Raw genomic sequence first — 26868 nt, forward strand, 5'->3', positions numbered from 1 at the left:
TCAAGTTTACAATGATATAAATCAGTTAATTAATTCAATTTCCGGCTTCAAAGCTATTATTAGTTATTATGTTGAACTTTTTGAATCTACGAATTGTTAAAATTCAAATCAAAAGGAAAATGACCAGGTAAACTTCGATTTGGAAGAAGGTCCGAAAGGATTCAATGCAGTGAATGGTTTCCCTCTTTTTATTAAAAGTTATCTCGCTAAAGTAAACTTATATTGTTTATGTCCTCAGCCACTTCCTTGTTCGATACCGGTCGTTTATCCGCGACTAGTGAAACGGTAATCAATTTTTGGTTACCGTTTTTTTATGTCTAAGATTTTTGAAGGTCGCACGTTTTCGCGGTGGCGTATGTCCCCTCTACACCGAACGACAGGGTATCAGAAAGATGCCCTTCGTTATTTCATGCATTAGATATCCGAAGGATTTGTGTCGAAGACCTTCTTAAAAACCGCCGAAAACTTACTCGCATTTTCGTAACCGAATAAGCCGGCAACCTCTTTGATAGCGTATTTCCTCTGTAAAAGGAGCTCTCTGGCAGCCATCATTTGTTTTTTACTAAAAAACTGATACACACTTGTACCATGCATTCCCTTAAAATCATTTTTGAGTTTGGTTGGAGAAACACCTACTTTCCGGGCTATTTTTTCAATCCCGGGGAAATCACCGAACAAGTGATCATTTAAGAACTGTTCTGCACGCTGAATGTTCTTGCGGTCATTATCGTTGAGTTTGAAGTGATTCTCCGAAATGATCTCTGTATTGAGCTTTTCGATGAACTCAAACAAGATCCGATAGGTCAACTGCTGAATGACTTCCTTATTTTGATCGACACCCTTCTGTGCCAACTCCATCATTTCATGCCAGATGGATTCATAGACCGGGTCTGTTTCGTCTAAAATCAAAAAGGTATTCGGTGATTCAAAGAAATCAGCTAGCTTGCTGTTCCGGGACACCTGGTTCGCCTCTTTTTGTTGCTCCAACCACCTGCTGGTAAAAAAAACGGTGATATTCTTTTCTTCCGAATTCTTAAAGTGGTACTCGGTTTGTGAACATCCGGCTTTAAACAGGGACCAGGTATTTCCTTTGGTCACCAATCCGTTGACCATGGATTTATTGACGAGTGTGGTTGTTTTGACGTGTAAATTGATAAAGTGATATTCCAGAGGAAGTTTCTCGTCATACAAGTTGCGCATGAGGAGGTTTTTTTGGAAATGCAGGTTAGAAATCATGACCCAGAGTTCGGTTTCCGGGTTGCAATAGTACATCATCGATTTCAGGAAAATACTGGCAGATGACAGTGATTTTCGGATCGGATCATGCTTGGTGAAAGGCATTTGATCAAAACTCTCAATCATGGTTTCAGGCGACTGAAACAAATTATTCAACTGATAACTTCCATCCTTATAACCGACTTTATAACGCTGAAACTTTTTATACCAGGCGGCCAAGATGTTCGAAAACGTTCCTTCCATGGGCGAAAGATACTTCAAGGATTTCGTTTTTCGAAGACTTCCGTTCTCCTTTTTGAAAAAACAAATGTCTTTTTGGAGCATGCTCCCTTTCCGATTCCACCTTAATTTCGAACCGGATTACAACTTATTCAATAATGAAAAAACTACGCACTGGCCATTGGTCGCTAAACTCCGTACAATGGAACCGGAAAGGATTCTTTTCACGGATCATCGCCGCTCTTATTTTTCTCTTAACCTTCCAGAATGCCTCTGCTCAACTGATTGCTCAGGTAAGTGACTATGTGGGAAGTGGGTTGAATGAAAGCCAGGATGGAACTTTAACACAGGCGGGATTTAAAGACGTAACCAGTATTTGTAGCGATGGAAATAACAACTTGTATGTACTTGAGATAGTTAATGGTAAGATCCGAAAAATTACCCCATCGGGAATCGTCACAACTATTTATAGCGATCTGAATCAAAACTTTTTCGGTTCAGGTGGACTATCCGCCGCAATCCACGTGGATGCATTCTCCAATATCTATGTGTCCAGAGGGTACACAATTGCAAAAATAACCGGTCAGCACACATTCCAGATCATTGCAGGTTCTCTTACAGAAGTAGGGTATACAAACAACAACATCGCCGGTCAAGGTCAAAATGCACGCTTTTCGTTCCTAAACTCCATGACATCGGATATCTTTGGGAATCTGTATATTTCTGAAATAGGAGAAATAGCTTCAACTGAACGTTTTAGAATCAGACGGATCAATCCGTTTAATCAAAAAGTTGAAACACTGTTTACGAGCCAAAAACCGATTTACGGTTTATGTTTCGATGCAAACGGAAATTTTGTTTTTGGAGAAGGGTTTTCGGTTGTGAAACTAAATCCACAAACAATGGTAAAAACGGTAGTTGCCGGACATCCAACAGAAAGTAATCATATTAGCGGCCCCGGCACTGCTGCTCGTTTTCGCTCTATCGCTGATATTAAAGTGGTAAACAACGATATCTACGTCTTGGAGTGTGTTCCCAGGGTAATCAGGAGCTTTTCGAGTGCGTTTTCGAATGATTATAAATATGCTAAAAACTATTGTTATATCACGAAAATTTCCAATACGAATGTGGTTACCGATATTGCAGGAGGAGAAATAGGTGATGCAAATGGTGTAGGATTAAATGCCCGTTTCTATGGTCCATGCGGAATGGTAAAGAACTCTTCCGGAGATTTATTTATCTTGGATGATATGAAGAACTTGATCCGCAAGATCACATTTGTACCTCCAGCTCCAGCTCCCACACCTACTTATGTAAATGCTACTCCTTCTATTTGTTTGGGAAGTACGGTAGACCAACCGGCAACCATCACAGGGGCTGAGATGAGTCTTCAAATAACGAATGAAACTGTTCCTGTTTCCAGTGGGATTAAGGCCGCTTGCCGCAACCAGAATTTTGCATTTGTAGCAACGTCAAATGATGAAATCAAAAAATACGATTTTAACGGGAATCTGGTCGAAACCCTGCCTGCCATGCTGACGAATATTACCGGTATAGCTGCAGATTCCGTTAACCAGATTTATGCCGTTGCACAGGATAATTCACTTCCTTCCTTAACTGCTGTTTATCGCCTACAGCCTAGCGGTAACATCGATCTTTCATGGGGTCCCACGACGTCAGGAGTTCTGAACAATGTATCTGCCATTGCCATGGGTAGTGACGACGGATTGATTTATGTGGCCGATACCTCAACGAGCTATATTTCATCCATTAATCCGGTAACTGCTGCCATCACCAACTTACCTGCTCCCGGGAACCTGCAATTGAGTTATTTCAAACCGGTGAGCATGGCCTTTGACGTCTTCGGGGACATGTACCTGGCAGATATCGGCGGAAACCAAATCCTGAAACGCAGCAAAGCAGACAACAATTACTACCCGGTATTCCCGGGATTGGAGAACGATACGCTGAAGATCGACGGAATCAGCATTGCACACTCCGAATCCGGATACATGTACTTGTCTTCCTCTGCCCGAAATGTGGTGTATGAATTGGGTGCGAATGCAGCCTATGATACCACAGTTGTCGGAAGAAAATTTTCGAATACGACCGAATTCAGTACGGGTTTCTCTCTGGATGAACCGATCAACGTCATCGCTATGAGTTCGAATAATGCGGGTGTACTCCTAATTCCCAATAAAGCAAGCGGTGAGATGAGAAAACTCGCCTACTTTATGATGAAAATTGCTCCGAGATTGCCGAAAGGCTTATTCTTCGATCCTAACACCGGAACCATTCACGGAACTCCACTACAGGTTGCGCCATACACCACTTACACCATTACTGCGTATGGACCAACAGATAGCACGATGACAAATCTTGCATTCTCTGTAGACCCTTCGAGCCTGGTTTCCAACAATATCGGGAATAAAACCTCTGCAATCATCAACACGGGTGATGGATTGGCAGTGAATTTCTACGACAATTCCGGTTGTGAGCCTTTGGCTACCATCACGGACATCACGGACGGAAATCCAACAGGAAGCACGCAAGTGAAGCAAACAGTAGCAACCAACCTTCCGTTCTTCACTACCAGCGCAGGAGATACCAAATTTGTACGTCGTACAACGGAAGTCAATTCTCAGAAAATGGATTCCGCGAACGTACGCATCGAGTTGTATTTCACACACGCGGATATTGTGCATTACAATGCCAACAACGGAACTCAAACCGATTTCTCGAACGACACCACTGCAGGCACCATGGCAATGAGTATCCTGCAATTGCATACGGCTTCAAGCGGAAATACCCAACCTATTACACATAATACAACCGCAACGTGGAACACTTCCAAACAAGTGTGGGCAGCGAATTTCCCGGTAACCAAGTTCAGTACCTTCATGGCCACCACACCGGATGCTTTGACTACGTTTGAATGTGAAAGCACCGAATCCACGGAATTTGCTTTCGGCTGTACCTCTGCCGAATACAACGGAGTTAGCTACACCGTAGACGGAGAGTATACGCTGAATTACCAAAACCAATACGGTTGTGACAGTATTGTGCACTTAATCGTGTTCCTGGATAACAACTCCGAAATTACCATGATCGGCTCAGACACCCTGAAAGCATTGAATACGGCCAGCGGAACAACTTACCAGTGGGTAAATTGTGATAACAACTATGCAATTATTCCAGGAGCAACTGACAGTCTTTTCTTCGCAGCGGATACCGGAAGCTATGCTTGTATCATTACAAACACCGTTTGTGCAGACACTTCGGTTTGTGCGTACATTCAGGAGATTGGTGGAACCACCGGAATTGATCCGAATGGAAACATCTTTAACTATAAGATTTCACCGAACCCAACCAACGGTTTGGTACAGATCAGTTCCAGTTTCAATCAGCTGAACATTGAAATTTACAATGCACTGGGTGTGAAAGTCTTTGAAAAACGAACAGATTCCGGAATTACTTCGTGTAACCTATCGGAATTCGATGCGGGGATTTACCTGATTCGTATGAGCAACGAAAGAGGTCAGATCATCACCGACCGAATCATCAAACAATAATTAACAAACAAAGAGGATGTGTCTAGACGCATCCTCTTCCTGTTTCAATCACATAATCAGTTATTTAAAAAATGAAACAATTCTTTACACTCCTCTTTTTGGTTATCAGCAGTGCAGGTATTGCACAAAGCTATTCCGGTGGTTCCGGTACGGTAGCTGACCCGTATTTGATTGCCAACAAAGCCGATTTAAAATACTTAAGCGAAAATGTGAGTGAAGTAGGTTACCACTTCAAACAAACAGCAAATATCGTATTCACATCCGCTGATTTTGCTCCGGGTGGTGACTTTTACAATGGTGGATCCGGGTTTGATCCGATCGGAGGAAACATCAACCAGTACTTTATCGGGACGTATGACGGTAACCATTTCTTTATTGATAGCTTGTATATCAACAGACCAAACGAGGACGGTATCGGATTTTTCGCATCTGTTAATCATCCCAATGCTGAAGTACGTGCTGTGGATTTAAGAAACGTAACGATTACCGGACAGAGTTATATTGGGGTGATTTCAGGAATAGTAAGTTCTGGGGCTTCTATTTTAAATTGTTCGGTTACCGGAACCATTTCAGGACAAACAACCATTGGTGGGTTGATCGGAGAGGTTGACTTAGCCACCGTTAACAACTGCTTCACCCGTGTAAACGTGAACGGAGGCGATCTCGTTGCCGGATTGATTGCTTATGCTTCTGAGGTAACCATCAGCAATTGTTCGACTTCCGGAAATTTAACCGGTCAGGAACAAGTAGGAGGACTTGTTGCTACTATACATGACTCCTTCATTACCAATTGCTATTCCCTTGCAGCCGTTAGCGGAACTAATTATGTGGGTGGTTTGGTGGGTAATTTTGGTTTGGGTTCAATAGTCATTACCAATTGCTACGCCGCAGGAGCAGTAAGTGGTACTTCATTTGTGGGCGGTTTAATTGGTACTTTAACCAGCGGTAATACGGTTAATAATTCTTTTTGGGATGTGGAAACAACCGGACAATTGGTCAGCAGCGGCGGAACTCCGAAATCCACCCTGGAAATGAGATCACAAAGCACGTTTACAACTGCTACCTGGGATTTCATCAATGAATCTGCCAACGGAACCGACGACATCTGGAAAATGGGGGAATGTAAAAACAACGGTTACCCGGTTTTTAGCTGGCAGGCCAGTGAAGTATATCCGGATCTAACATTTGGCTCAATTAACGGGAATGTTTTGGATTCAACAACTATTTGTTACAATGAGTCTGCTAATATACATGCAATGTCCTGGTACAATGTCACTTGGCATGACAGTATTACTGCCGGTAATTTAGTATCATCCAGTAGTCCGTTCACTACACCAAATCTAACAGATACAACAATTTACTACGCTCAGGCAGATAACGGAACATGTATCAATCCGTTTCGTTTAGCATTTACAGTTGTGGTTCGACCTGAAAACATTACCAATCAAACGTTTGAGTTCTGTGGAAGCGGATCTGTTACTGTAGGAACCAATACCTACACCACTACCGGAGTTTATACGGATGTTTTTACAGATGCCCATTCATGCGATAGTACCATCATTACAACTCTGACCATTCATCCGGATGTGAATACCGGAGTAACAGTGGACAGTTTGACGATTTCTGCTCTGGGAACCGGAACTTACCAATGGATCAATTGTGCTACTAACGCTGCTATTTCAGGAGAAACAGCTCAAAGTTTTACAGCAACAGCCAACGGATCTTATGCTGTTATTGTTTCCAATGGCAACTGTAGCGATACTTCTGCCTGCGTGAACATTACAACGGTTGGTTTAACTGACCTTACTGCTAATTCCAACTTCCGGGCTTACCCGAATCCAACGAAGGGTTCTGTTACCATTGACCTTGGAGCTGCGTACGCTGATGCAACGGTTGTGATTAAAAATGCGATCGGTCAGGTTGTTTGCTCCCAATCAATTGGTTCATCCGGAAAAACAGATTGCTCGATTGCAGGCGAAGCCGGAATTTATTTCCTGGAAGTGAAAACCGACAGTCAGCAGACCGTTTTGAAACTGATAAAAGAATAGGACTAGTGTGATTAAACATAGGGTCTCCTGTTAAAAGCAGGTAATAATGTCTGCATCTTCAGCGAGTTCATTGTTCGATACCGGTAGCCTTCCCGCTACAAAGAAAAAGGTTGTCAAGTTTTGGCAACCTTTTTTTGTTTTCATTCTTATTCTAAGTTAAAATGCCTTAATTAAAATAGGTCATTTGAAGTGTATGATTTCATTAGCTATTATTAGCTTTGAATACCGAGTGATCTTGATAAGAACATCTGAATCCTTGGTTTGTGCCAATTGTTTTATTGTGAAAATCTTTTTTTTGAGTTGTTATTCTAAACTTTTATGATTAAATATCTTCTAATTCAGATTTTACTTTCGTTCTCATTCATCGGTTTTTCGCAGGGATATCTTTCAAAAACCTATAACCAAAATAATGGCTTACCAAGCTATGAAATTTATCGTTGTATAGAGGATAAACAAGGTTTAATGTGGTTTGCCACATTGAACGGGGTAGCGAAATTTGATGGCAAAAAGTTCAAAGTTTTTAATACGGAAGATGGGCTGCCAATAAACGATATATGGCATATCAATGTTGATAGTAAAAATCGAATCTGGCTCGGAGGCTATTTTTCTGGGATCTATTACATAGAAAACGATCGTGTTAAAAAAATCAAATCATCAGAAACAGTGTGTAAAGATTTTACGATGCTTTTTAAAAGTGAAAAGGGAAAAACACTCTCGTTTATCAGTGCTGATGGAAAATTCAAAGTTACTTATGACGGGCAAAAGTTAGTAAAACTGAAGCAAGATAAAAATGACTTATTTTCTATATACGATGTAAAAACGACTCGAAACTTAGATGAAATAATTCTACAGAATTTAAAAGCATTTAAACAAATTTTAAAAAAAGAAATAGGAGGTAAGACTTTCATCAATCAAAACGTGTTTTTTATTAATCCGACAAGTGATTTTGTAATAATAAAAAATGGTAAGTCAAGAGTATATAGAGGTTTTGATTTAAGTAAAAGAGTAAAGTGGATTGAATCGAAACTGGATAGTTATTTAAAACACACTAAGTCGATCAAATGGATTTATATTGATTCGAAACAAAATTTATGGGTGATCAATCGTTCTGGTTCGGTAACAATAATTCCACGATTTAAACATGTTTTAAATGTGCAACAGTATAATTTCCCAAACTCAGATTTGGTGGCAAAATTTTTCACCTTTGATAACCAGAATATTTTTGTTGCAAATAGAAATTCAACTCTGATTAAGTATTCAAAATCGGATTACAGCAATTCTGTTTTTTTTGTCCCCGGTGTAACAAATATTCAATCCATCAATTCCGTAGGAAGTTACATTTATGTTTTAAAATTGGATAGTGTACTGGTTCTTGACAAGAACAATAGAAAATGGACATTAGCCAATACACGGAAAGGAGCTCAAAATCATTTAAATTCTTTTTATAGCTTTTCCTGGTTTGATAGCTTATCATTTATTTCTGGATTTGAAACCTACAAATTGATCCATCCTAAAAAAATAATAAAGGCTGATTCGATCAATAATCCTATAAGAGTCCGAAATAGTTTGATTCTGGGAAATAAAGTGTTTTTATTTTCTAACGATATGAGTTATGAGATTAACAGGATATCAAAGAGAATCATAAATCAAAGGAAAATTGGTCCTATTAGCACAGTTGCGCAATTTGAAAACAAAATACTATTCGGGACAAGTGGAAACGGGATGAGATTAATGGATCAGAAATTAACTGTTTTAGATTCATCGTTAATGGGACTTTCCATCAATTCCATCTTTGTAGATAAGAATGTTGTTTTTATTGCTACTAACAAAGGTGTGTATACTACTCAAATAAGAAATAACACCTTCAGCAAAATGCAGAAACTCTACATTGGTGGATTTCATACGAATAAAGAGTTGTTATTTGTTTCGTGTGATGAAAAAAAAATATTTTTATGCGGTGTGCGTGATTTTTTTGTTTTAGACAAGAAACTTGCGTTGAAAGCGAAACCGAGGAAAATAAATTTATTTTTTACTGATATTGAATGTAACGAGAAAAAGGTAATTAATAAACATTCATTTAATAGTGAAGAAAATAATTTTGAATTTTCTTTTTGTGGTTTGTTGTATGAAAGCTTTGGTAATGTCCAATATAAATATAAACTAGTTGGGCATGATTATAAATTCCATTATACAACAGATGGGAAGATTCGATATGATGGGTTGAACGCAGGAAAGTACACCTTAATGGTCTATGCGCAAGATGGTGGTGCCAAGAACAATACGAATTACATAAAATACTCTTTTCAAATTAAAGCAAAATTTACTGATGGAATTTTATTTAAAATTTTAGTCTTTTTGCTGTTTTCAAGTATTATCGGTTTTATGTCTCATTGGATCATTAAAAAAAGGTCCATTCGCATGAAGCTTGAAAGTAAAAATTCAATTTTAAGGTTACAAGCTTTGCGTTCTCAGATGAATCCTCATTTGGTTTTTAATGCTTTGAATTCCATGCAAAGTGCGATGATTTTAAAAGGTGAAAAAGAAGCCAATCGATTTGTGACAAATTTTTCTTCGTTCATACGAAAAACTCTTGATAACAGTAGGTATGAAAAAATAAAATTGGCAGATGAAATTGAGTATTTAATCTCTTACATTGAATTGGAAAAGCAACGATTAAATGGATTGCTTAATTATAATGTTGAATTTAATGATAACATCAAAGGACTTTTGATACCAACGATGCTAGTACAGCCGCTTGTTGAAAATGCTATTTTACATGGGTTGGTTCCTTTAAAAAGTGAACGAACATTATTAGTTCGATTTAGTGAGAATAACGATTCAGTCATTATCCTAATTGAAGACAATGGAATAGGCATTGAGGCTTCATATATGATCAGAAAAAAAGCGAATCATAAGTCTTGGGGTTCAACAATATTAAAAGAAAGAATAGAAACTTATAATCAACTGTATTCGAAGAAAATAGTGTTATCTATTGAAGAAATAAAAAATGAAAATAGTTCAATCGGTACAAGAGCCAAATTAATTATACCTGTGTCAAATGAAACTTAAAACTGTAATTTTGGAAGACGAGGCAGATAATGTTTTTTTATTAAAACACTTCCTATTAAAATATTGCCCGGATATAGAGATTCTCACTATTTTGGAAAACGTTAATGATGCTATTGACTTTATTAATAAACACTCTCCTGATCTTTTGATTTTAGATATTATGCTTGAAAATGGCACAGCTTTCGACGTGCTGGATAAACTTACGATATCCGATTATCAGGTCGTTTTTACAACAGCCCATGATGACTTTGCTATAAAAGCTTTCAAGTACAATGCTATAGACTATTTGTTAAAGCCAATCCAGATTGACGCGCTGCTAGATGCTATTGAACGAGTGCGTAAAAGAATTGTTGATGAGAGTTATTACTCCAGAATAAATGCTCTACAAAAATTACATGCCAGTAGCAATACTGAATTGATTGCGATACCTACTGGCGATAAAATTGAGTTTATAAAAAGTAAGGATATACTATTTATTAAATCTGACGGTAAGTATTCTGAGTTTCACACGATCAATAACAGTTTTATTGTTTCTTCGCGTAATCTTGGAGAATACGAATCCTACCTTGATTCTTCCATTTTTTTTAGGTGCCACAATTCATTTATCGTTAATCTAAATTTCGTAAAATCCATCGATAAAGTCAATGGGTTCTTTTTTGAAATGAATAAGGGAATTAAAATTCCGATCTCGAGAAGGAAAAAGAATGAATTACAACAGCGCTTCAATTTGTAGTTTTTATTGAGAATACACAAGCCCATTTGAATTCGTAACTAAAATCAGGGAACAAAGATTGGACTTTTTCAGCAACATGCCTAGCTGATTATTCCTTAAAAACACCATCTATTCCTTTATTTAACCGTTTGTTTACTGAGATCCGCTAAAAGCGTTGTTCGTTGTAATGTTGTGGTGATTTTGTACCATTTTTTGTGCAAATCATTCAAACCTTATAACGAATTTAGCTATGGAAACTATTGAACGGATTTTACGATTTAGAGGTTTTAATCGGGGATTAGTATTGGTCCTTCTAACTTTCTTGGTGAAATTGAACAGTTTTTCTCAAAATTTGTACTGGAGGGCCAATGCATCCAATAATCTGGCAAGTAATATCGGGAACTGGGAGACCGCTCCCGGAAATGCGACAGCGCCGGGTTCTGCCCTTTCCGCAAGTAATGATCTATTCTTTCCGGTAAATTCAACTATAATGACTGTGGATTTAGGCGGTATTTCAGCAGGGAGCATAACCGTTTCCTCTCCCGGATCATACAATTTCACAGGTACAGGTAGCTTCAGTGGCAATATTACTGCAAATACAAATGCTTTTTTTACCGGTGCAACAGTTAACTTGGTTGGCTCTACCACGAAAACCATCAATTGCGACCCGAACGTCAATACGACAGCAACCTATTTTGGGACATTGAATTGTAACCAAGGAACCGTGAATTTAACCCACGATTTGAATGTGTTGGTCTTGTCGATGAGTGCGAATTTTAATTCAAATGGTCGCAAACTAATTTCATCTGGTTTCGGGAGTATTACACTAAATGCATCCTCTGGTAATACCATCAATTTGAGCAACTCTTTTATTAGTACACGCATCTTTGTTTACAATAACACAACTGGTTTTACCGGTATCTACACTGGTACTCGATTAAGTGTATGGGGGGTTGGTACTGTAGGTGGGGGTGGAAATCCTGATGTTTTCGTATTGAGAGGTACCGGTCCGGCTGTAAGCATGCAATCAATAACCTTCGCAGGAGGAAATTCAACACAAGAAATTGAGCGAGGTGCGACCGGGTTTGGAGGATTATATAATATGAACCTTGATACCTTGATCATTGATTCGAAGGAAGTCAATAATTTTCAAAATAGCGGTGGAAATTGGATTGTCAACACCCTGAAATTTGCAAGAACAAGTAATTTGAGTTTAAATGGTACCATCAGCTTTTCAAATCTCATTACCCCAACAAACTGCTTAGGATTTTCGACAATAAACGCGAGTACCGTTAATACCTTATCCGCGGTAAGTAATTCTACCATCAATTTTAATGCAGTTAATTTTACAGGAGTTGGTTATACCGGTACTATTGAGAATAACATAGTTGGAAATACAGGGACAGCCGTTTCCTGGACATTGCCAAGCCCTGCAAGTCAAACCTTTTGGTGGGTCGGTGGCGTTGGTGATTGGCTCGATCCCACTCAATGGTCGGTTAGTGGTTCCGGTGGGGCGCCTCAAGCAGCAACGGGTTGCGTTCCTTCGATTTTGGATGATGTTGTGTTTGACGCAAATTCATTTACTGCTGTGGGTCAAACCGTAAACACCTTGGTTGGACTAGGTTCAGGTTTTGCTTTGTGTCGAAATATAACAGTAACTGATCCTGCCAAAGAAGGAAATTTTAATGGGACAATTACCATAGCGGGAAATGCCAATTTCGCAGGTGCGAATGCAGTAAATTCAATTATGATGATAGGAAAGGGAGTACATACTTTGCAATCTGGAACAACGACCTATTCGGGGAGTGTAACTTTTCAAGGTTCTGGTAATTTTTCGTTGGTAGATAATCTTACATGCGGACTCAATTTTAGTGTTTTGAGTGGAAACTTTAATGCCAATGGAAAAGTGATAACTACATTTAATTGGTATGTTGATGGTATTTTAAATCGATCTGTCAATATTGATAATTCCAATATTAATGTACTAAACAGTTCAATCATTAGTAATGTTAATTTAACCGGTTTTTCTGCCATTAATTCATTGGTTACTTATACCGGTGGACCCACAGTAACTGCAACTTTTCTGGGTGGACCTACTACTATTCCTGCACCGAATACCATTCTTCCAATTGTACAATTTAACGATGTTGTTTTTAATGGTTTAATGACAATGAGGACTCTAGCAACTCCAACGTTTAGTGGTCCATCTTACATTATAGATTTTCGTTTTAATAACATTACTTGTAATGATAACACTGATTTTTTAGGGATATGGGGGTTTACTGTAAATAACTTGAATTTAACTTCAGGAAAAACGTATAATTTCAGTCATCAAGGTTTGTATACCATTTTAAACGGTATAAACACAATAGGAGGAGTTTGTGGTGAATTGATGTTGATTAAATCAGTTTTAAGCGGTACGCAAACCAGATTCTTTAAAGCGAGTTTACCTTTTACCATAACGAATGCTGTTATAAAAGATGTTAGAGCCACAGGAGCTACTTTAACCGTCAATAATGGTGTCAGTTTGGGGAATTTGATGAATGTAATCGTCAATCCCGGAGTTACAAGAAATTTTTATTGGGTGAATGGTACGGGCAACTGGAGTGATGGGATAGGTCATTGGAGTATAGGCGTCTCAGGCGGGAATCCTTCAATAACTAATCCGGGTGGATGTATTCCCACATCCAATGACAATGTGTTTTTTGATGGCGGATCTTTTTCCGGAATGGGGCAAACGGTAACTTTAAACGTTAACGGTGATTGTAAGAATATGACATGGGATGCTTCTGCTACAGCATTCGCACCGGTATTTTCAGGAACCCTTGATTTATCCGTTTACGGATCATATCTGTTAAGTACAGGTATGGTGCATAATCATACTGGAAAAACACTTTTTTATGGTGTATCAACCTCCGTAAACGGACAAATTATCAATACGGATGACGTACTGATACAAACAGCAATTCGACTGCTGGGTGGTGGGAGATATGATATAAGACATAAAATCTCGTCAACCGGAACGAGTTCAAGATTAGACTTAACTGCCGGTAGTTTATATACAAATGGATACGATATTAGAATTGGAGCGGTTAATTTAGGTTCTTTGGGAACAAACTTTGCAGATATCTCGAATTCTATTATTGAAGTTTATGTAGCCGGATATTCACAAAACAGTGTAGGATCAGGAAGTTGGTCTTCTTCACATCTTAATTCTGCTGGTTTTGTTGCTACGAATAGTACCATTATTTGTACTACAGGGAATCTAATCCTTTCAAATTATACATCAACACCTGTTGACTTTCACAATGTTATTTGTACAGCGACTTCTAATTGCAGAATAACACAATTTAATGGCTCTAACCTGGTAAGATTCAATAAAGTCGAGATGCAAGGTACAAATAGTGTGTTAAACAGCAATTATACAATAGATACCTTAATTTATGCCCCATCATCTGTCAATATACTCTCTGCCGGATATTCTTACATTGTAAACGATACATTGATAGCGTTCGGCTCGCCGTGTAATCCACTTAGAATTGAATCAAGTGTTGCAGGAACACCTGTTTCTTTTACCAACAATGGTTGTAATACAGAAATCAAATATGGTGCGATTAAAGATATAAATGCCAATTTAGCATCAGGTTGTAATGCTTCAGATTATTTAGTTTATGGTAGTGATAACGGTGGAAACAGTAACTGGACATTTCTTCCATATGCTTCTATCTCAGGATTAGGATCGGATACTACCTTTTATTGTACCGGAGCACCATATGTACTGACAACCGGCAATTTAGGAACCTCAAACGCCTCTTATTTATGGTCTGATGGTTCAACCGGAACAACTTTTCCTGTTTTCCAATCCGGTACATACACCTTAAGTACAACGTTCGAATCGGGATGTACTATTAATAACACCATAACAGCAATCGTATTAGATACGGTGGCGCCAACCATAAGCGGTTGCAACGACACAACCTTTTACTTAAACAACAGCTGTCAGTATGTTGTCCCTGATTTTAAAAGCACGGTTTCAATTACAGATGACTGCAGTGCTTCTATGAATATAGATTATTCGCAAATTCCTGCTGCAGGTACTATTCTAACAGGACAGGGTAATACCATTGTAAAGCTGTATGCGGAGGATGCCTATGGAAATATTGACTCGTGCAGTTTCAATATGAGTTTGTTAGATAATTTACCTCCTACGGTGATTTGTCAAAACTTTACAGGTGCGTTAAATACATCAGGAACACTTACAATAACTCCAGCAACTATCCATAACGGATCTAATGATGCATGTGGAATAGCGTCAATGACGGTTTTCCCTAATAATTTCAATTGTTCAAACTTAGGAGCAAACACGGTAACGTTGACTGTAACAGATGTGAATGGAAATTCATCCAGTTGTACGTCGACTGTAACAGTCATTGATACTATTGCACCAACTGTGCTTTGCCAAAACTATACTGCGAATTTAAATGCTGCAGGTACAGCATCCATAACAGGAGCAACTATCAATAACGGATCTATGGATAACTGCACCATTGCTTCCATGACTGTCTCACCAAATTTATTTACGTGCGCCAACCTGGGGAACAACACCGTAACATTAACAGTCACCGATGGTAGTGGAAATGTATCCACCTGTACATCTACAGTAACTGTAATTGATGTTGTTCCCCCAACGGCGGTTTGTCAAAATTTTACTGTGAACTTAGATGCTTCGGGCAATGCTTCCATAACAACCGCGGACATTGATAATGGTTCAACAGACAATTGTGCTATAGCGTCAATATCTGTATCTCCAAACACTTTTGATTGCTCCAATGTTGGTGCCAATACAGTGACATTAACGGTTACCGATGGTAGCGGGAATGTATCAACGTGTAATGCTATGGTAACTGTCGTAGATAACATTCCGCCAATTGCAATTTGTCAAAACTTTACCGTTGCATTAGATGCATCCGGTAATGCTTCCATAACCCCCTCCAACATCAACAATGGATCGACAGATATTTGCGGGGTATCAACTATTACGGTTTCACCAAACAGCTTCAATTGCTCCAACTTAGGAGCAAACACCGTAACAATGACGGTGATAGATGTGAATGGAAATATAGCTACTTGTACATCAACTGTCACTGTTGAAGACAACCTGAATCCACAAATAATAAATTGTATTAGTGATACTACGGTGGCTACCATAGGTGGATTGTGTGATGCAATTGTACCGGATTTTACTTCGAATTCCCAATTGGTTGTAACGGATAATTGTTCAACGCAGAATGTTGATATCACCATTTCTCAGGTTCCTTTAGCCGGATCGGTGGTAACTGCTAACACTATTGTGTGGATCTATGCTGCGGATGGTTCAGGTAATGTTGATTCCTGTTCCTTTTTGATGTCCATTGAAGATCAAACAAATCCAATCATTGTGAATTGTATTTCGGACACTACGTTGTTTTTGGGTCAGAATTGTGATGTGATCTTACCAGATTTCACAGGAAGCTCACAATTAATAGTCACAGACAATTGCTCGCAACAAGGCATTGATATCACAATTACACAATCAATATCAGCCGGAACTTTAATAACAGCCAACACTGTTATTTGGATTTATGCAAGTGATGCCGCTGGAAACGTTGATTCATGCTCATTTAATGTAATTGTTTTAGACACGATTGCACCTCAAATTAATTGTATAGGTGACCAGGAAATAGCTGTTGATGATCATTGTGAATTTGCACTTCCTGATTATACTTCGTTTGGGATTGTTGTAACCGACAATTGCTCTACGACAGGGTCGAATATAACAATTAGTCAAAAGCCGGCACCGGGAACACTGCTTTCAAAGCAGATCGTTGTTTGGTTAATAGCAGCCGATAATTGGGGGAATGTTGATTCTTGTTCTTTTACAGTTAATCCGATCGATTGTGAACTGATTTTTTATGAATCATTCTCTCCTGGAGACAAGGATGGCAAGAACGATTATTTCGTAATCGAAGGAATAGAGCGATTCCCGAATTCTAAGTTGATTATTTTCAATCGCTGGGGAGAGGCGGTGTTTGAGTCAGATAATTATTTGAATGAATGGGATGGAAGAAGTCAAAGCAGCTATAATGTTGGAGGAGATCTTTTACCTGACGGAGTCTATTATTACATTTTGGAATTAGGTAATAGCAACGCTTCAATTGATAATACCTATAATGGATTTGTATACTTAAAACGTTAATTCCTACCAATATGAGAAAATATATTATACTTATTATTTTACTTCAGAGTAAAGTTATATGGTCTCAACAAGAGGCGCAATTTACCCAGTATATGGATAATATGCAGTATTACAATCCTGCTTATGCCGGTAGTCGTGGAATGCTAAATATGGTGGGTCTACATAGACAACAGTGGTTTGGAATGAGCAATGCTCCAATGACTTCCAGTTTTAGCTTCAACACACCTTTGATATACAAAAGCTTAGGTATTGGGGTAAGTGTTTTAAATGACGTTGTCGGACCCGTAAGATCAAATTGGATCAATGCTGATTTATCTTATTCATTAAAATTTAAAAAAAATAAGGCAAAGCTTTCATTTGGTGTTAAGGCTGGGATTAATTTATTAAATTATGATTTAGCGGCTTTAACGAAGCAAGACATAACCGATGAAGAACTTACAGGTGTTTATGAAAATAGATTAGATCCTAATGTTGGATTTGGCATATATTATTATTCTGAAAAATGGTTCGTTGGAGCTGCAAGTCCAAAAATACTGGAAACGAATCTTTCAAACGGATTAATTTATTTTCAAAATCAAAGACACTATTATTTGTGTGCAGGAGGTTATGCAACACTGAGTAGAATGCTAAAATTGAGACCTTCCACCATGTTGAAAATTACCGAAGGAGCACCAATGGCCTTGGAAGTCTCATTGGCGGTTATTTTTTATGACAAGTTGTGGTTGGGGGCTAATTACCGTTTGGAAGAGAGTGCCGGATTACTTTTCCAATATCAGCTATCGAACCAACTTAAATTTGGATATTCTTTTGATCTTTCTACGTCAATTATAAGAAAACACAGTGCAGGGACACATGAACTAATGTTAAGTTACGATTTGAACCTAAGAAAGGCAACTATTTCGAACCCTAGATATTTTTAGACATCCCATAATTCAATATTGAAATAGATGTTGCTGATTATTTAGATCCTAACCTCTCAATTTTTTAATCAAACAGATATTTAAGAACCCAAATATGAAAATTTTAAAATTGCTAATTGTACTAGTTTTAGTTATTAATTTTAGCAAAGCGCTAGGACAATCAAGGAGATTGGAATATGCCGATAAGTTATATGAGCAAGGTGCCTATTTTGATGCATTTGAAGCATATGAAGATGTATTGGCAAGGGGAGTTGATTCCATGGATATTGCGGAGAAAATTGCTCATTCATATTTAAAGTCATCAAATGATTCGAAGGCCTTAGATTGGTATCGGTCGCTTTATTATCATTCAAAGATTAGTCAGAAGGACCTGATAGAATTGATGCTCCTGGAAAGGAAATTTGGTAGGTATGACCTTTCTAAGTTACTAGCTCAAGAATATATTAATAAGCATGGTAGCTGCGATGTTGTAGAAAATATTTTGAATTTTGATAATAAAGCAATCAATAAAAAAGCAACGATTCAAACACAACAAAGCATCAATTCTGAGTATTCTGAAATAGGTTTGTCGTTTATAGATGCCGGTAATGCCTTTTATTCCAGTTCAAAACGAAGCAAATTGTTGGCAAATAAGGTAGACGCTCGAACGAACGAGTATTTTTATGATATTTATTATTCAACGATTGATACCAGCAATTTATTTTTATCACCGGATAAACGTATGAAAAACCGAATCCAGAGTAAATACCACGATGGTCCTGTTTCATACAATTCTACTACCAATTATATCTATTTTACAAGAAACAATTATATAAATGGTAAAAAGGGATATGATACGAATAAAACGATGAGACTTAAGATATATAAGGCTAAAGTCATTGATAATAAATTTCAGGAAATAGAGGAATTATCGTTTAACTCAAATGATTATTCAAATGCCCATCCTACCATCTCACGAGACGGTTCTCGTTTGTATTTTAGTTCAGATCGTTCAGGCGGATTTGGAGGGATGGATTTGTATTTTGTAAGAATGGATCAGAATGGAAATCCAATCGGGGAACCAGAGAATTTAGGTAAGTCTATTAATACTACAAAAGATGAAGTATTTCCTTATTTTGATGAAAAAAATAAGTTGTTATTTTTTTCATCAGAAGGTTTAGGAGGCTTTGGAGGTTTGGATATTTACTATTGTCAGTTTGATGAAAATTATAGTATTTCGGGAATAAAGAATGTTGGTAACTCAATAAATAGTGAAAGAGATGATTTTTCAGTAGTGATGGATGAAATGCTCAATTATGGATTTTTTTCTTCTAATCGATTAAATGGAAAAGGTGGAGATGATTTTTACGGTTTTCGTATGGATGAACCATTGCTGGATCATATTGTGTTGAAAGGTCTAATTACTGATTTAGTAACATTAAAAGAGTTGGATAGTGCAACTGTTTATATTTTGAATTCTGAAAACGAGGAATTAGACTCGATAATTACAAGGTTTGATGGCACCTATGAATTTCAAGTACCAACTACTTTGAATAAGATTTATTATAGAGTGCAAAGAAATGGTTTTTACGAAACATTAGATTCTTTATCAATAACGGAAGATGTCAAAGAGTATACAAAAAACTTTGCTCTAATGCCAATATTAGATTACCGTTATCTAATTAAAGTAAAAGACCAAAAAACAGATGAATTGATATCTGAAGTAGATATTAATCTCATAGAAATGAAAAGTAAATCTGTTTTAAATGTGAATTTTAATTCAATGAATACGACCTATCTGAGTGATGTTGTTCCTAATAAATTCAAGGATGTAATATCCTATTCTTTTAGAATAAGAAAAAACGGATACATAGCTCAAACATATATAAGAGAGGATACGTTGGATAAGTTAAGTGTAATTCCTGTTGAAATTGGTTTGGAAAAAATTGTGATTGGAGTAACAGATTTGGGGAAACAAATCAATCCAATTTATTTTGATTATAGAAGGTGGAACATTCGTCCAGATGCAGCAATTGAATTAGATAAAATAGTCAAAATCATGAAGGATAATCCAGAGATTAAGATTGCTTTAGGTTCACACACAGATGCGCGAGGAAAGAATGCTGAAAATTTATCACTTTCAGAAAAAAGAGCGCAATCATCGGTTAACTATATCATTTCTCAGGGGATTGATAGAAGCCGTATAACTGGAAGAGGTTTTGGTGAGACTAAATTGAAAATATCAAATAAGGAGATAGAAGCAAAAGTTTCTTGGGAAGAAAAAGAGAAGTTGCATCAATTAAATCGACGTACAGAGTTTATTATTGTTAAATAAAAAAGTTTGAATAATTAGTTCTCAACTAAATCTAACTTATGGAAATGCAGTTGATTGGCAATTCAAAAATGTAGCTTAACTTTTTGTCCGGTTTTTTGTTGCAAGTTCAGCCCAAATAACTGTGAGTACTCTTAACTTGTTTTACAGCTTTATTGAGAACCTTGTTTTAAACCATTTCTCAGCTGAATCAGAATCTTTTGAGTTCCGTTGTTTGATTTGGACAATAAACAAAATGTAATCCAGCCCAGCTAGGTCTAAAACTTTCTTAGAAAAGCACTACGAAATTTCGTAAAGTGTTAAAAACATACGATTATTAAAGAATCTGGGGAAACAAGACTCTTTTTCATCTGGTTATATTATATCCAAATGAATTGTCAGGTAATTTGACTATTACGAAGATAGATCAAAACCCCTTGTACCAAAATGCCTCATTTTGCGCTCAAATGCCGTCAATTTCAAAACACAAGCCTTTGAAAAACAGATAAATACATTTTTATTCGTGGGCTCATAACCGTTAGCTGCCGGACGGATGTTCGTCCCGATAGAAATCGGAACGTGTACCCGCTACAAAGAAAAAAGCGTCATTACGAAAGTGGTTACGCTTTTTTCTTTCCGGCTAGTCTCGCTCTCACAGGCATTCTGCAACGCTTTTTCTCAGAGCGAGAGAAGAGAATGAGAGCGTGTTTTGGCAACCTTTTTTGTTTTGTAGAAAATAGCTTTTCATGTTTGTTACCTACGTTTTATACTCTGCCACTTACAACAAAATCTATATCGGATATACCTCCGATTTAATCGATAGATTTCATTCCGATAACCGATTAAAGGCCTATTGAAGAAGGAGTTTATACGTAGCAAAACATCGTGTACACAAACTTAATTATAGCATAATATGTTGATAAATTAAATACTTTAAGTTTAGATGAGTAAAGCATCCGGAATTTATGATTCAAAGTGGGAAGCATCACCTGTTCATTGGAAATTAAAAAGATAAAATGATCGAAAGACCTCCAACCCAGAATTAAAATTCAACTTAAATACAACTTAAAACTTAAAAAGTTATGAAAACCAAAAACCTAACATTTCTATTAATTGCATCTGTGTTTATGACAATACAGGCCTTTTCGCAAATGAATTATTGGACAACTCCTCCTTACAAATACAGTATGTCTGGGACACCCTTTGGATCTGCATTGTATTCAGGGGCTCCCTCAAGCGGAACATTCAAGGTTGCCAATGGTGCTTATGATCCAATAGGGAATCTATTGTTTTATGTACAAGATGAACGGGTATACAAAAAAAACGGAACGAGTATTGGCGATCTTTTCACAAGTTACTATGGTCATATTGGAGGTGAAGTTGTCATAGTTCCTATTCCGGGCGAGTGCAAAAAATACTATGTTATTTATAGTATAGATAACCCAATTGGTAATGCAATAGGAGCATACGTAAAGGTAGATTGCAGCGGAACAAATCCGGTAGTAATTTATAATGCAGGTTCACCTTTTAATCTTGGCGGTATCTCCGCATCGGATATCATGACACTGGCCTGTGGAAAAATGAATGGAAGCGGTGCAACAGCGACTTACTATTTATATGCAGCAGGCTATGATCCGGTATCAGGAAATAGTATTATAAACCACTATGTCATTAGCTCATCGGGGATTTCAGCTGGAACATCAATTGGAAGTTTACCCTTGAGCAGCTATGATACTGAAGCTACTGAATTGGAATTGTCCCACGGAGGAGATTATTTAGCATGGAGCAGACCATCCAGTAACAAAGTATTTGTGTTAAAACTTACAGGCTCCAATTTTCAAACCTATGTTTCTTCCTCGTTACAAACCTATTCACTGACAGCTGTTAAAGGTCTTGAATTTGATAATTCCATATCTAATCCAGTATTATATGTTGCCGGTGGCACAAGTGTTTCAAATGTATTTAAGAAAATTGATATTGCCAGTACTAGCCCAATCCAAACATCCATTTCAAGTACCTTGGATTGGAGCTCGACCTTTTTGGAATATGCAAAAAACGGCAAGATTTATGGAATGGTTCCGGGGTCCTCGAATACACATAAATTGGCCGAGTTGGACCTTGGTTCAGGTGTGATCACATCACAAACCGTTAATTTTGATTCCAGACATACTTATTTAGGCGTTTACACTTTACCAGATCAACTGGACGGACAGGATTATAGTAATCTCAATATTGAGGCCTATGCTACCATTAATCAAATAACGGTAAATGGGAATACCATGCAGTTTTGTAACGAATCAGGAATACCAAACAGTTATTACAATTGCCTTCCCATTTCTCTTAACGCAACTTATAATAATAGCAATCCAACGCAATATAAGATCGATATTTTGTATGTGGATAGCGATTGTGACGCTTATTATATAAACAATTATCCTTACTCTGACTATGTTCTCTATTATGGTGCCTGGACTGCGGGATCGGTGCCCGCGAATCTCGATTTAAGAACATTGACCGATGCGGCCGGGAAGAATTTGGGTAATACTACCGGGGTTTACAAGGTATTTGTTTACGTAAAAAATGCGTGCGGCACGATTACATCGACCTATGGAATTTTTAATGTGCTACAGGGAGTTTCACCGGCTATTAACCTACAGGTATATGATTACACAAATCCTCAAACATATTTATCTACATCTCAAAACATATCTTCGCCCCGCAACGTTGGTTCATCTTCCCTAGGATTCAGGGTAAGCGGTAGCAGTGGGAACATTACGGAAATGAAAGTTAAAGTGGAAGAATACACCAGTAGTGGCAGCCCCGTGAGCACGGTATTTGAGCAAACCAAAACAGTGAACAACATCTCTACTTTTACTTACGAAAATCTGAATAATTATTGTGTGCCTTCTTCTGTATGGGGTATAAATCCTGGATTTGGAAGTTGTAGCGTTTCCAATCCACTTTCTTACATTGGTTATAGCGGATATTTCTCGTACACCAATGCGATGTTCTCATCTGGAAAATACTACAAACTAACCGTAACTTTAAGCAATCCATGCAGCAGTTCGAGTAATTGGACGTATTTATATGTAGACGCGATTAATCAAAGACCATCTCAAGATGTTTCTATTACGGAACAGCTTGAAGAAGATTTTGTCGTACTGTATCCTAACCCAGCTAATACGGAAGTAAATATAAAACTTATCAGTGCGAGTGATAATACCTATACGATCACTGTTTTTGATGCAGCAGGTAAACTAATTAAAACATTTTGTACTAACGAGCTTATATCTAAAGGTGAGCATATGATACAGGTATCAACAACAGACATGAGTGAGGGTATCTATACCTTTAAGATCACCTCAGGAAAAATAACAAAAACAAGCCTTATCAATGTTGTAAAATAAATCAGCAGCAGAGGGAAGTATTCTATAGCACATTCTCTGCAATACTCAGCACACTTATTCGAGCACAGAGACTCCCGGGGATTCATTCGTATAAACTCTATAGATCATGATAGTAACGTAATTTCTGGTTGAGACATGCTGATTGCGATGCTAAAGTAAATTTATATTGGTGTCTTCGGCTAGTTGATTGTTCGATAACGGTCATTTCCCCACTACAAAGAAAAAAGCGTCATTACGAAAGTGGTTACGCTTTTTTCTTTCCGGCTAGTCTCGCTCTCACAGGCATTCCTGCAACGCTTTTTCTCAGAGCGAGAATGGAGAACGATAGCGTGTTTTGGCAACCTTTTTTAGAAATTGCTATTCAAACGTTTGGACGTGGAAAACCAGTAAAGCATTCCGGATTAAGAAGCTTTATCAAAAAACTAGGTTTATCCAAATGGTTTTTAGCAGGTTAGTGAAACAAATACTTTTTTTCAGAATAAAATATTCCGTAAATTCGTTTAGATTTCAGCAGCTAAAAATTCCGATAAAGTCATTCCGTGTGCCCGAGCCAATATTAGTAAGCTTTTGTATGTAATGTTTTTTTTTCCTGCTTCCCATCGACCGTAATGAACACGTGACAAGTTATGGTCCAAGGCAAACTTCTCCGCGCTCTTATAACCCTTGGAAATCCGAAGAGCTCTTATTCTCCGACCTAGCTCTGTAAGTTCCTGATCAATAATTAATTGACTATTAGTTATCACTTTTATTTTGTCCATATAGTTACAAAGCAACAGTAAACCAACCAAAAAGCAAACAACCATTAAGTAAACAACCATTGGGTTTGCAACCTAATGGTTTAATTTATATATTTGAGAGCAAATAATGATTAATGATATTCGTTTTTATAATCTACTACAGCTCTTGCGTAGAACAGGGAAAATCACCCCCCTGTGTAGTGTGAAATTCATTAATTATGAGATATGACATGGATTTTTAAGTGGTGAAAATGTAGTGGAAAATGGCATAGAGGTTGGGTTCCCGCCTCTGTGCCGTTTTATTTTTCGGGAGTTTGCCGGATCAGAAAATAGCAAGTAAGTTTGAGTTCAAAATGATTTTGCTTTTATGGAAATCCCTATTCGTTTTTGTCATTTACATTTTATACTCTGCCACTTGCAACAAAATCTATATCGGATATTCCTCCTTTAAAACAAAACTATTTTCCGGCTTAACACGGTATTAACTCCCAGAGCTTATCTTTGTATACTAAAATCACAGAACCATGAACAATGCCATTGCATTAGCAATCGTTGCAACTTTGGGTTGCACCACCTTCGTTTCGGCACAGAACGGAACAACAACTTCAACAACGGCTGTTCCTGCCGGAAAGGAACGTATTAGCCTTGCTGCTATTGAGATCAACGCCACGATGATCGTTCCAACAGGTGTGAAAGCCATCGAAGAAACGTACAGTTACTACATTTCCAACGGAACCAATTTCGTCATCTCTGTAGAGTCGGCATACGACATGACCCTGGAAAAAGCCAAAGCAGAGATTGCTGCAAATCCGGATAAAAAGCTTCTTTCAACGAAAGCTCATTCCGTAATTTTCAAGGAAACAATGATGGGTCGTGAGATGGTGCATTTCGAAACATATATTGAGATCGGCGGACAGCTTTACCGTTTTTACGACAAGCGTGTTAGTCCTTTGACTATTGAGCAGGTGACGCCTATGTGTGAAGCGGTGGAAACTGTTCAGTCGTTGTAGTAATTAGTCACATTTACTTTTCATTGAATGTAATGCTTGGTAACACACTAGGTATTACATTCAATTACCTATCAAAAATTTAGAAAGTAGTTTTATTCTTTCATCAGGCGAGGGATGTGTTTTGTCATCAGAGGGATTACTTTCCCCCAGATACTCAAACAAAGATATTCCTGGTTCCGCACCAACAGCAAGAGCTGCACCCCGATCTGCCAGTTCTTCAGAATTTAATCTTACTCTACGGACTTCTATAGCGGCTACAAGAACACATATAATTGTTAGCGCTTCACTGCCAAAAGAAATTAATAGATCGGAAGCTTTGTGTATTATCATAAGATCATTGCCAAGAAAAAAGGCCTTAAGAATAAGAGACAAAACCTGGATGGCTAAGATCAAAGGCAGAAGAATCTTTCCATAAGCTTCAGCCTGCCGAAATAGCTGAAGATCCTTTTGGCGGATGTGTGATAATTCATGTGCCAAAATAAAACGTCCCTGCTCCGGATTCTTAAATTGGAAATATACAAAACCTACAGGCAGAATCAATACTTCCTTTTGACGATACCTCTCAAGACTTGGAAAAATAGTCTTGCTGGGGGTTGGTAAGATTAAAATATCCGGCGACACATTTAATTTTGAAGCTAATTCAACTAAAATCGGATATATAGAGAGTACATTTTTAGCTTCTTTAAGAAGATGTTCATGTCTCGAAATGAAATATCGCGCATAATCCACAATTTGTCTATATCTGACGATTACGAACAGACCAAGCCCGATCAATAGAAAAAGATTGAAATATAACGCAGATAATTGATTGTAATATGGATCTAAGGGCTCGGGAGAATATGTAAGCTCACTCATTGCCATATGCAAAAAGAAAATGCTAATGCCAGATAATGCGATCGATACAAAATAAAAAAGGAAAATGACCCATAGCCATCTTTTTGGTGCTTTGGCTTGTCTTTGATGTTTCAGAATAGAAGCCAGGTACTTCTTTTCATCAATCATGGCCAAGCAATTTTTGTAAGTCTTCTGAAAATGATGAAACAATCGCTTCTGCTTTATCAGCACTCATTCCTTCCGCTAATAACCTGTTTTTCCATGAACTTTTTATCATATCAGAATGAACATTTGTTTCCTTTTTTTTCAATGCTTGTTTTAGTGTGAAAAAAGTAGTGATCGATCCTAGCAGTAAAGCAAATGATTCTACAATGTTTTTTACATCGGAACTGCTGAACTCATTATACCCTTTAAATGCTTCAAGTTCATCAATTGATCGAATGTCATCCGGTATAAAATCGAAATACATTTCCAGGTTTTGATGACCATCCAACTTATAAGTGGTAGCGATTTTCAAACACAAATCTTTAATTGATTGTGACATAACGTTTTAGTTTAGTGAATAGTTTGTTTTCCAGT

The 26868-nt window shown here is 37.6% G+C and carries 12 protein-coding genes; 9 read left to right on the forward strand and 3 right to left on the reverse strand.

The window, feature by feature from the left end:
- Window positions 1-414: 414 nt before the first annotated feature.
- Window positions 415-1497: an AraC family transcriptional regulator gene (locus AAG807_RS11635; protein WP_341903916.1), complete on the reverse strand. Its 1083-nt coding sequence runs from the start codon at window positions 1495-1497 to the stop codon at window positions 415-417.
- 116 nt (window positions 1498-1613) lie between these two features.
- Between AAG807_RS11635 and AAG807_RS11640 the strand changes: the two genes are divergently transcribed.
- From AAG807_RS11640 to AAG807_RS11680, 9 genes are all read left to right on the forward strand, one after another.
- Window positions 1614-5027 carry a T9SS type A sorting domain-containing protein gene (locus AAG807_RS11640; protein WP_341903918.1) on the forward strand — a complete coding sequence of 1138 codons (3414 nt, stop codon included), beginning with the start codon at window positions 1614-1616 and terminating at the stop codon, window positions 5025-5027.
- A gap of 71 nt (window positions 5028-5098) precedes the next feature.
- Entirely contained in the window at window positions 5099-7075 is a 1977-nt protein-coding gene (locus AAG807_RS11645; protein WP_341903921.1) for a T9SS type A sorting domain-containing protein, read from the forward strand.
- A 318-nt stretch (window positions 7076-7393) separates the two neighbouring features.
- Complete coding sequence (locus tag AAG807_RS11650) at window positions 7394-10144, forward strand: histidine kinase (RefSeq protein WP_341903923.1); 2751 nt, start codon at window positions 7394-7396, stop codon at window positions 10142-10144.
- A complete protein-coding gene (locus AAG807_RS11655; protein WP_341903925.1) occupies window positions 10134-10877 on the forward strand; it encodes a LytTR family DNA-binding domain-containing protein in 744 nt (247 codons plus the stop codon). The genes AAG807_RS11650 and AAG807_RS11655 overlap by 11 nt, the downstream gene beginning before the upstream one ends.
- A gap of 229 nt (window positions 10878-11106) precedes the next feature.
- On the forward strand, window positions 11107-17091 hold the full coding sequence (locus AAG807_RS11660) for a gliding motility-associated C-terminal domain-containing protein (protein ID WP_341903927.1): 5985 nt from the start codon (window positions 11107-11109) through the stop codon (window positions 17089-17091).
- A gap of 11 nt (window positions 17092-17102) precedes the next feature.
- Window positions 17103-18011, forward strand: a complete 909-nt coding sequence (locus AAG807_RS11665) for a type IX secretion system membrane protein PorP/SprF (protein WP_341903929.1) — start codon at window positions 17103-17105, stop codon at window positions 18009-18011.
- Between the two features lie 94 nt (window positions 18012-18105).
- Window positions 18106-20325, forward strand: a complete 2220-nt coding sequence (locus AAG807_RS11670; RefSeq protein ID WP_341903931.1) for an OmpA family protein — start codon at window positions 18106-18108, stop codon at window positions 20323-20325.
- 1058 nt (window positions 20326-21383) lie between these two features.
- Entirely contained in the window at window positions 21384-23708 is a 2325-nt protein-coding gene (locus AAG807_RS11675) for a T9SS type A sorting domain-containing protein (protein WP_341903933.1), read from the forward strand.
- A 1261-nt stretch (window positions 23709-24969) separates the two neighbouring features.
- Window positions 24970-25455 (forward strand): hypothetical protein, encoded by a 486-nt coding sequence (locus AAG807_RS11680; RefSeq protein ID WP_341903934.1) that lies wholly within the window; start codon window positions 24970-24972, stop codon window positions 25453-25455.
- A gap of 60 nt (window positions 25456-25515) precedes the next feature.
- Here the strand turns inward: AAG807_RS11680 and AAG807_RS11685 are convergent, their stop codons facing one another.
- Together AAG807_RS11685 and AAG807_RS11690 are read right to left on the reverse strand one after the other, a co-directional pair.
- Window positions 25516-26457 carry a M48 family metalloprotease gene (locus AAG807_RS11685; protein WP_341903937.1) on the reverse strand — a complete coding sequence of 314 codons (942 nt, stop codon included), beginning with the start codon at window positions 26455-26457 and terminating at the stop codon, window positions 25516-25518.
- Entirely contained in the window at window positions 26450-26833 is a 384-nt protein-coding gene (locus tag AAG807_RS11690; RefSeq protein ID WP_341903939.1) for a hypothetical protein, read from the reverse strand. The genes AAG807_RS11685 and AAG807_RS11690 overlap by 8 nt, the downstream gene beginning before the upstream one ends.
- Between the last annotated feature and the right edge of the window lie 35 nt (window positions 26834-26868).

Origin of the sequence: Fluviicola taffensis DSM 16823 (genome assembly GCF_943372375.1) — a bacterium.
GTDB lineage: Bacteria > Bacteroidota > Bacteroidia > Flavobacteriales_D > Crocinitomicaceae > Fluviicola > Fluviicola taffensis_A.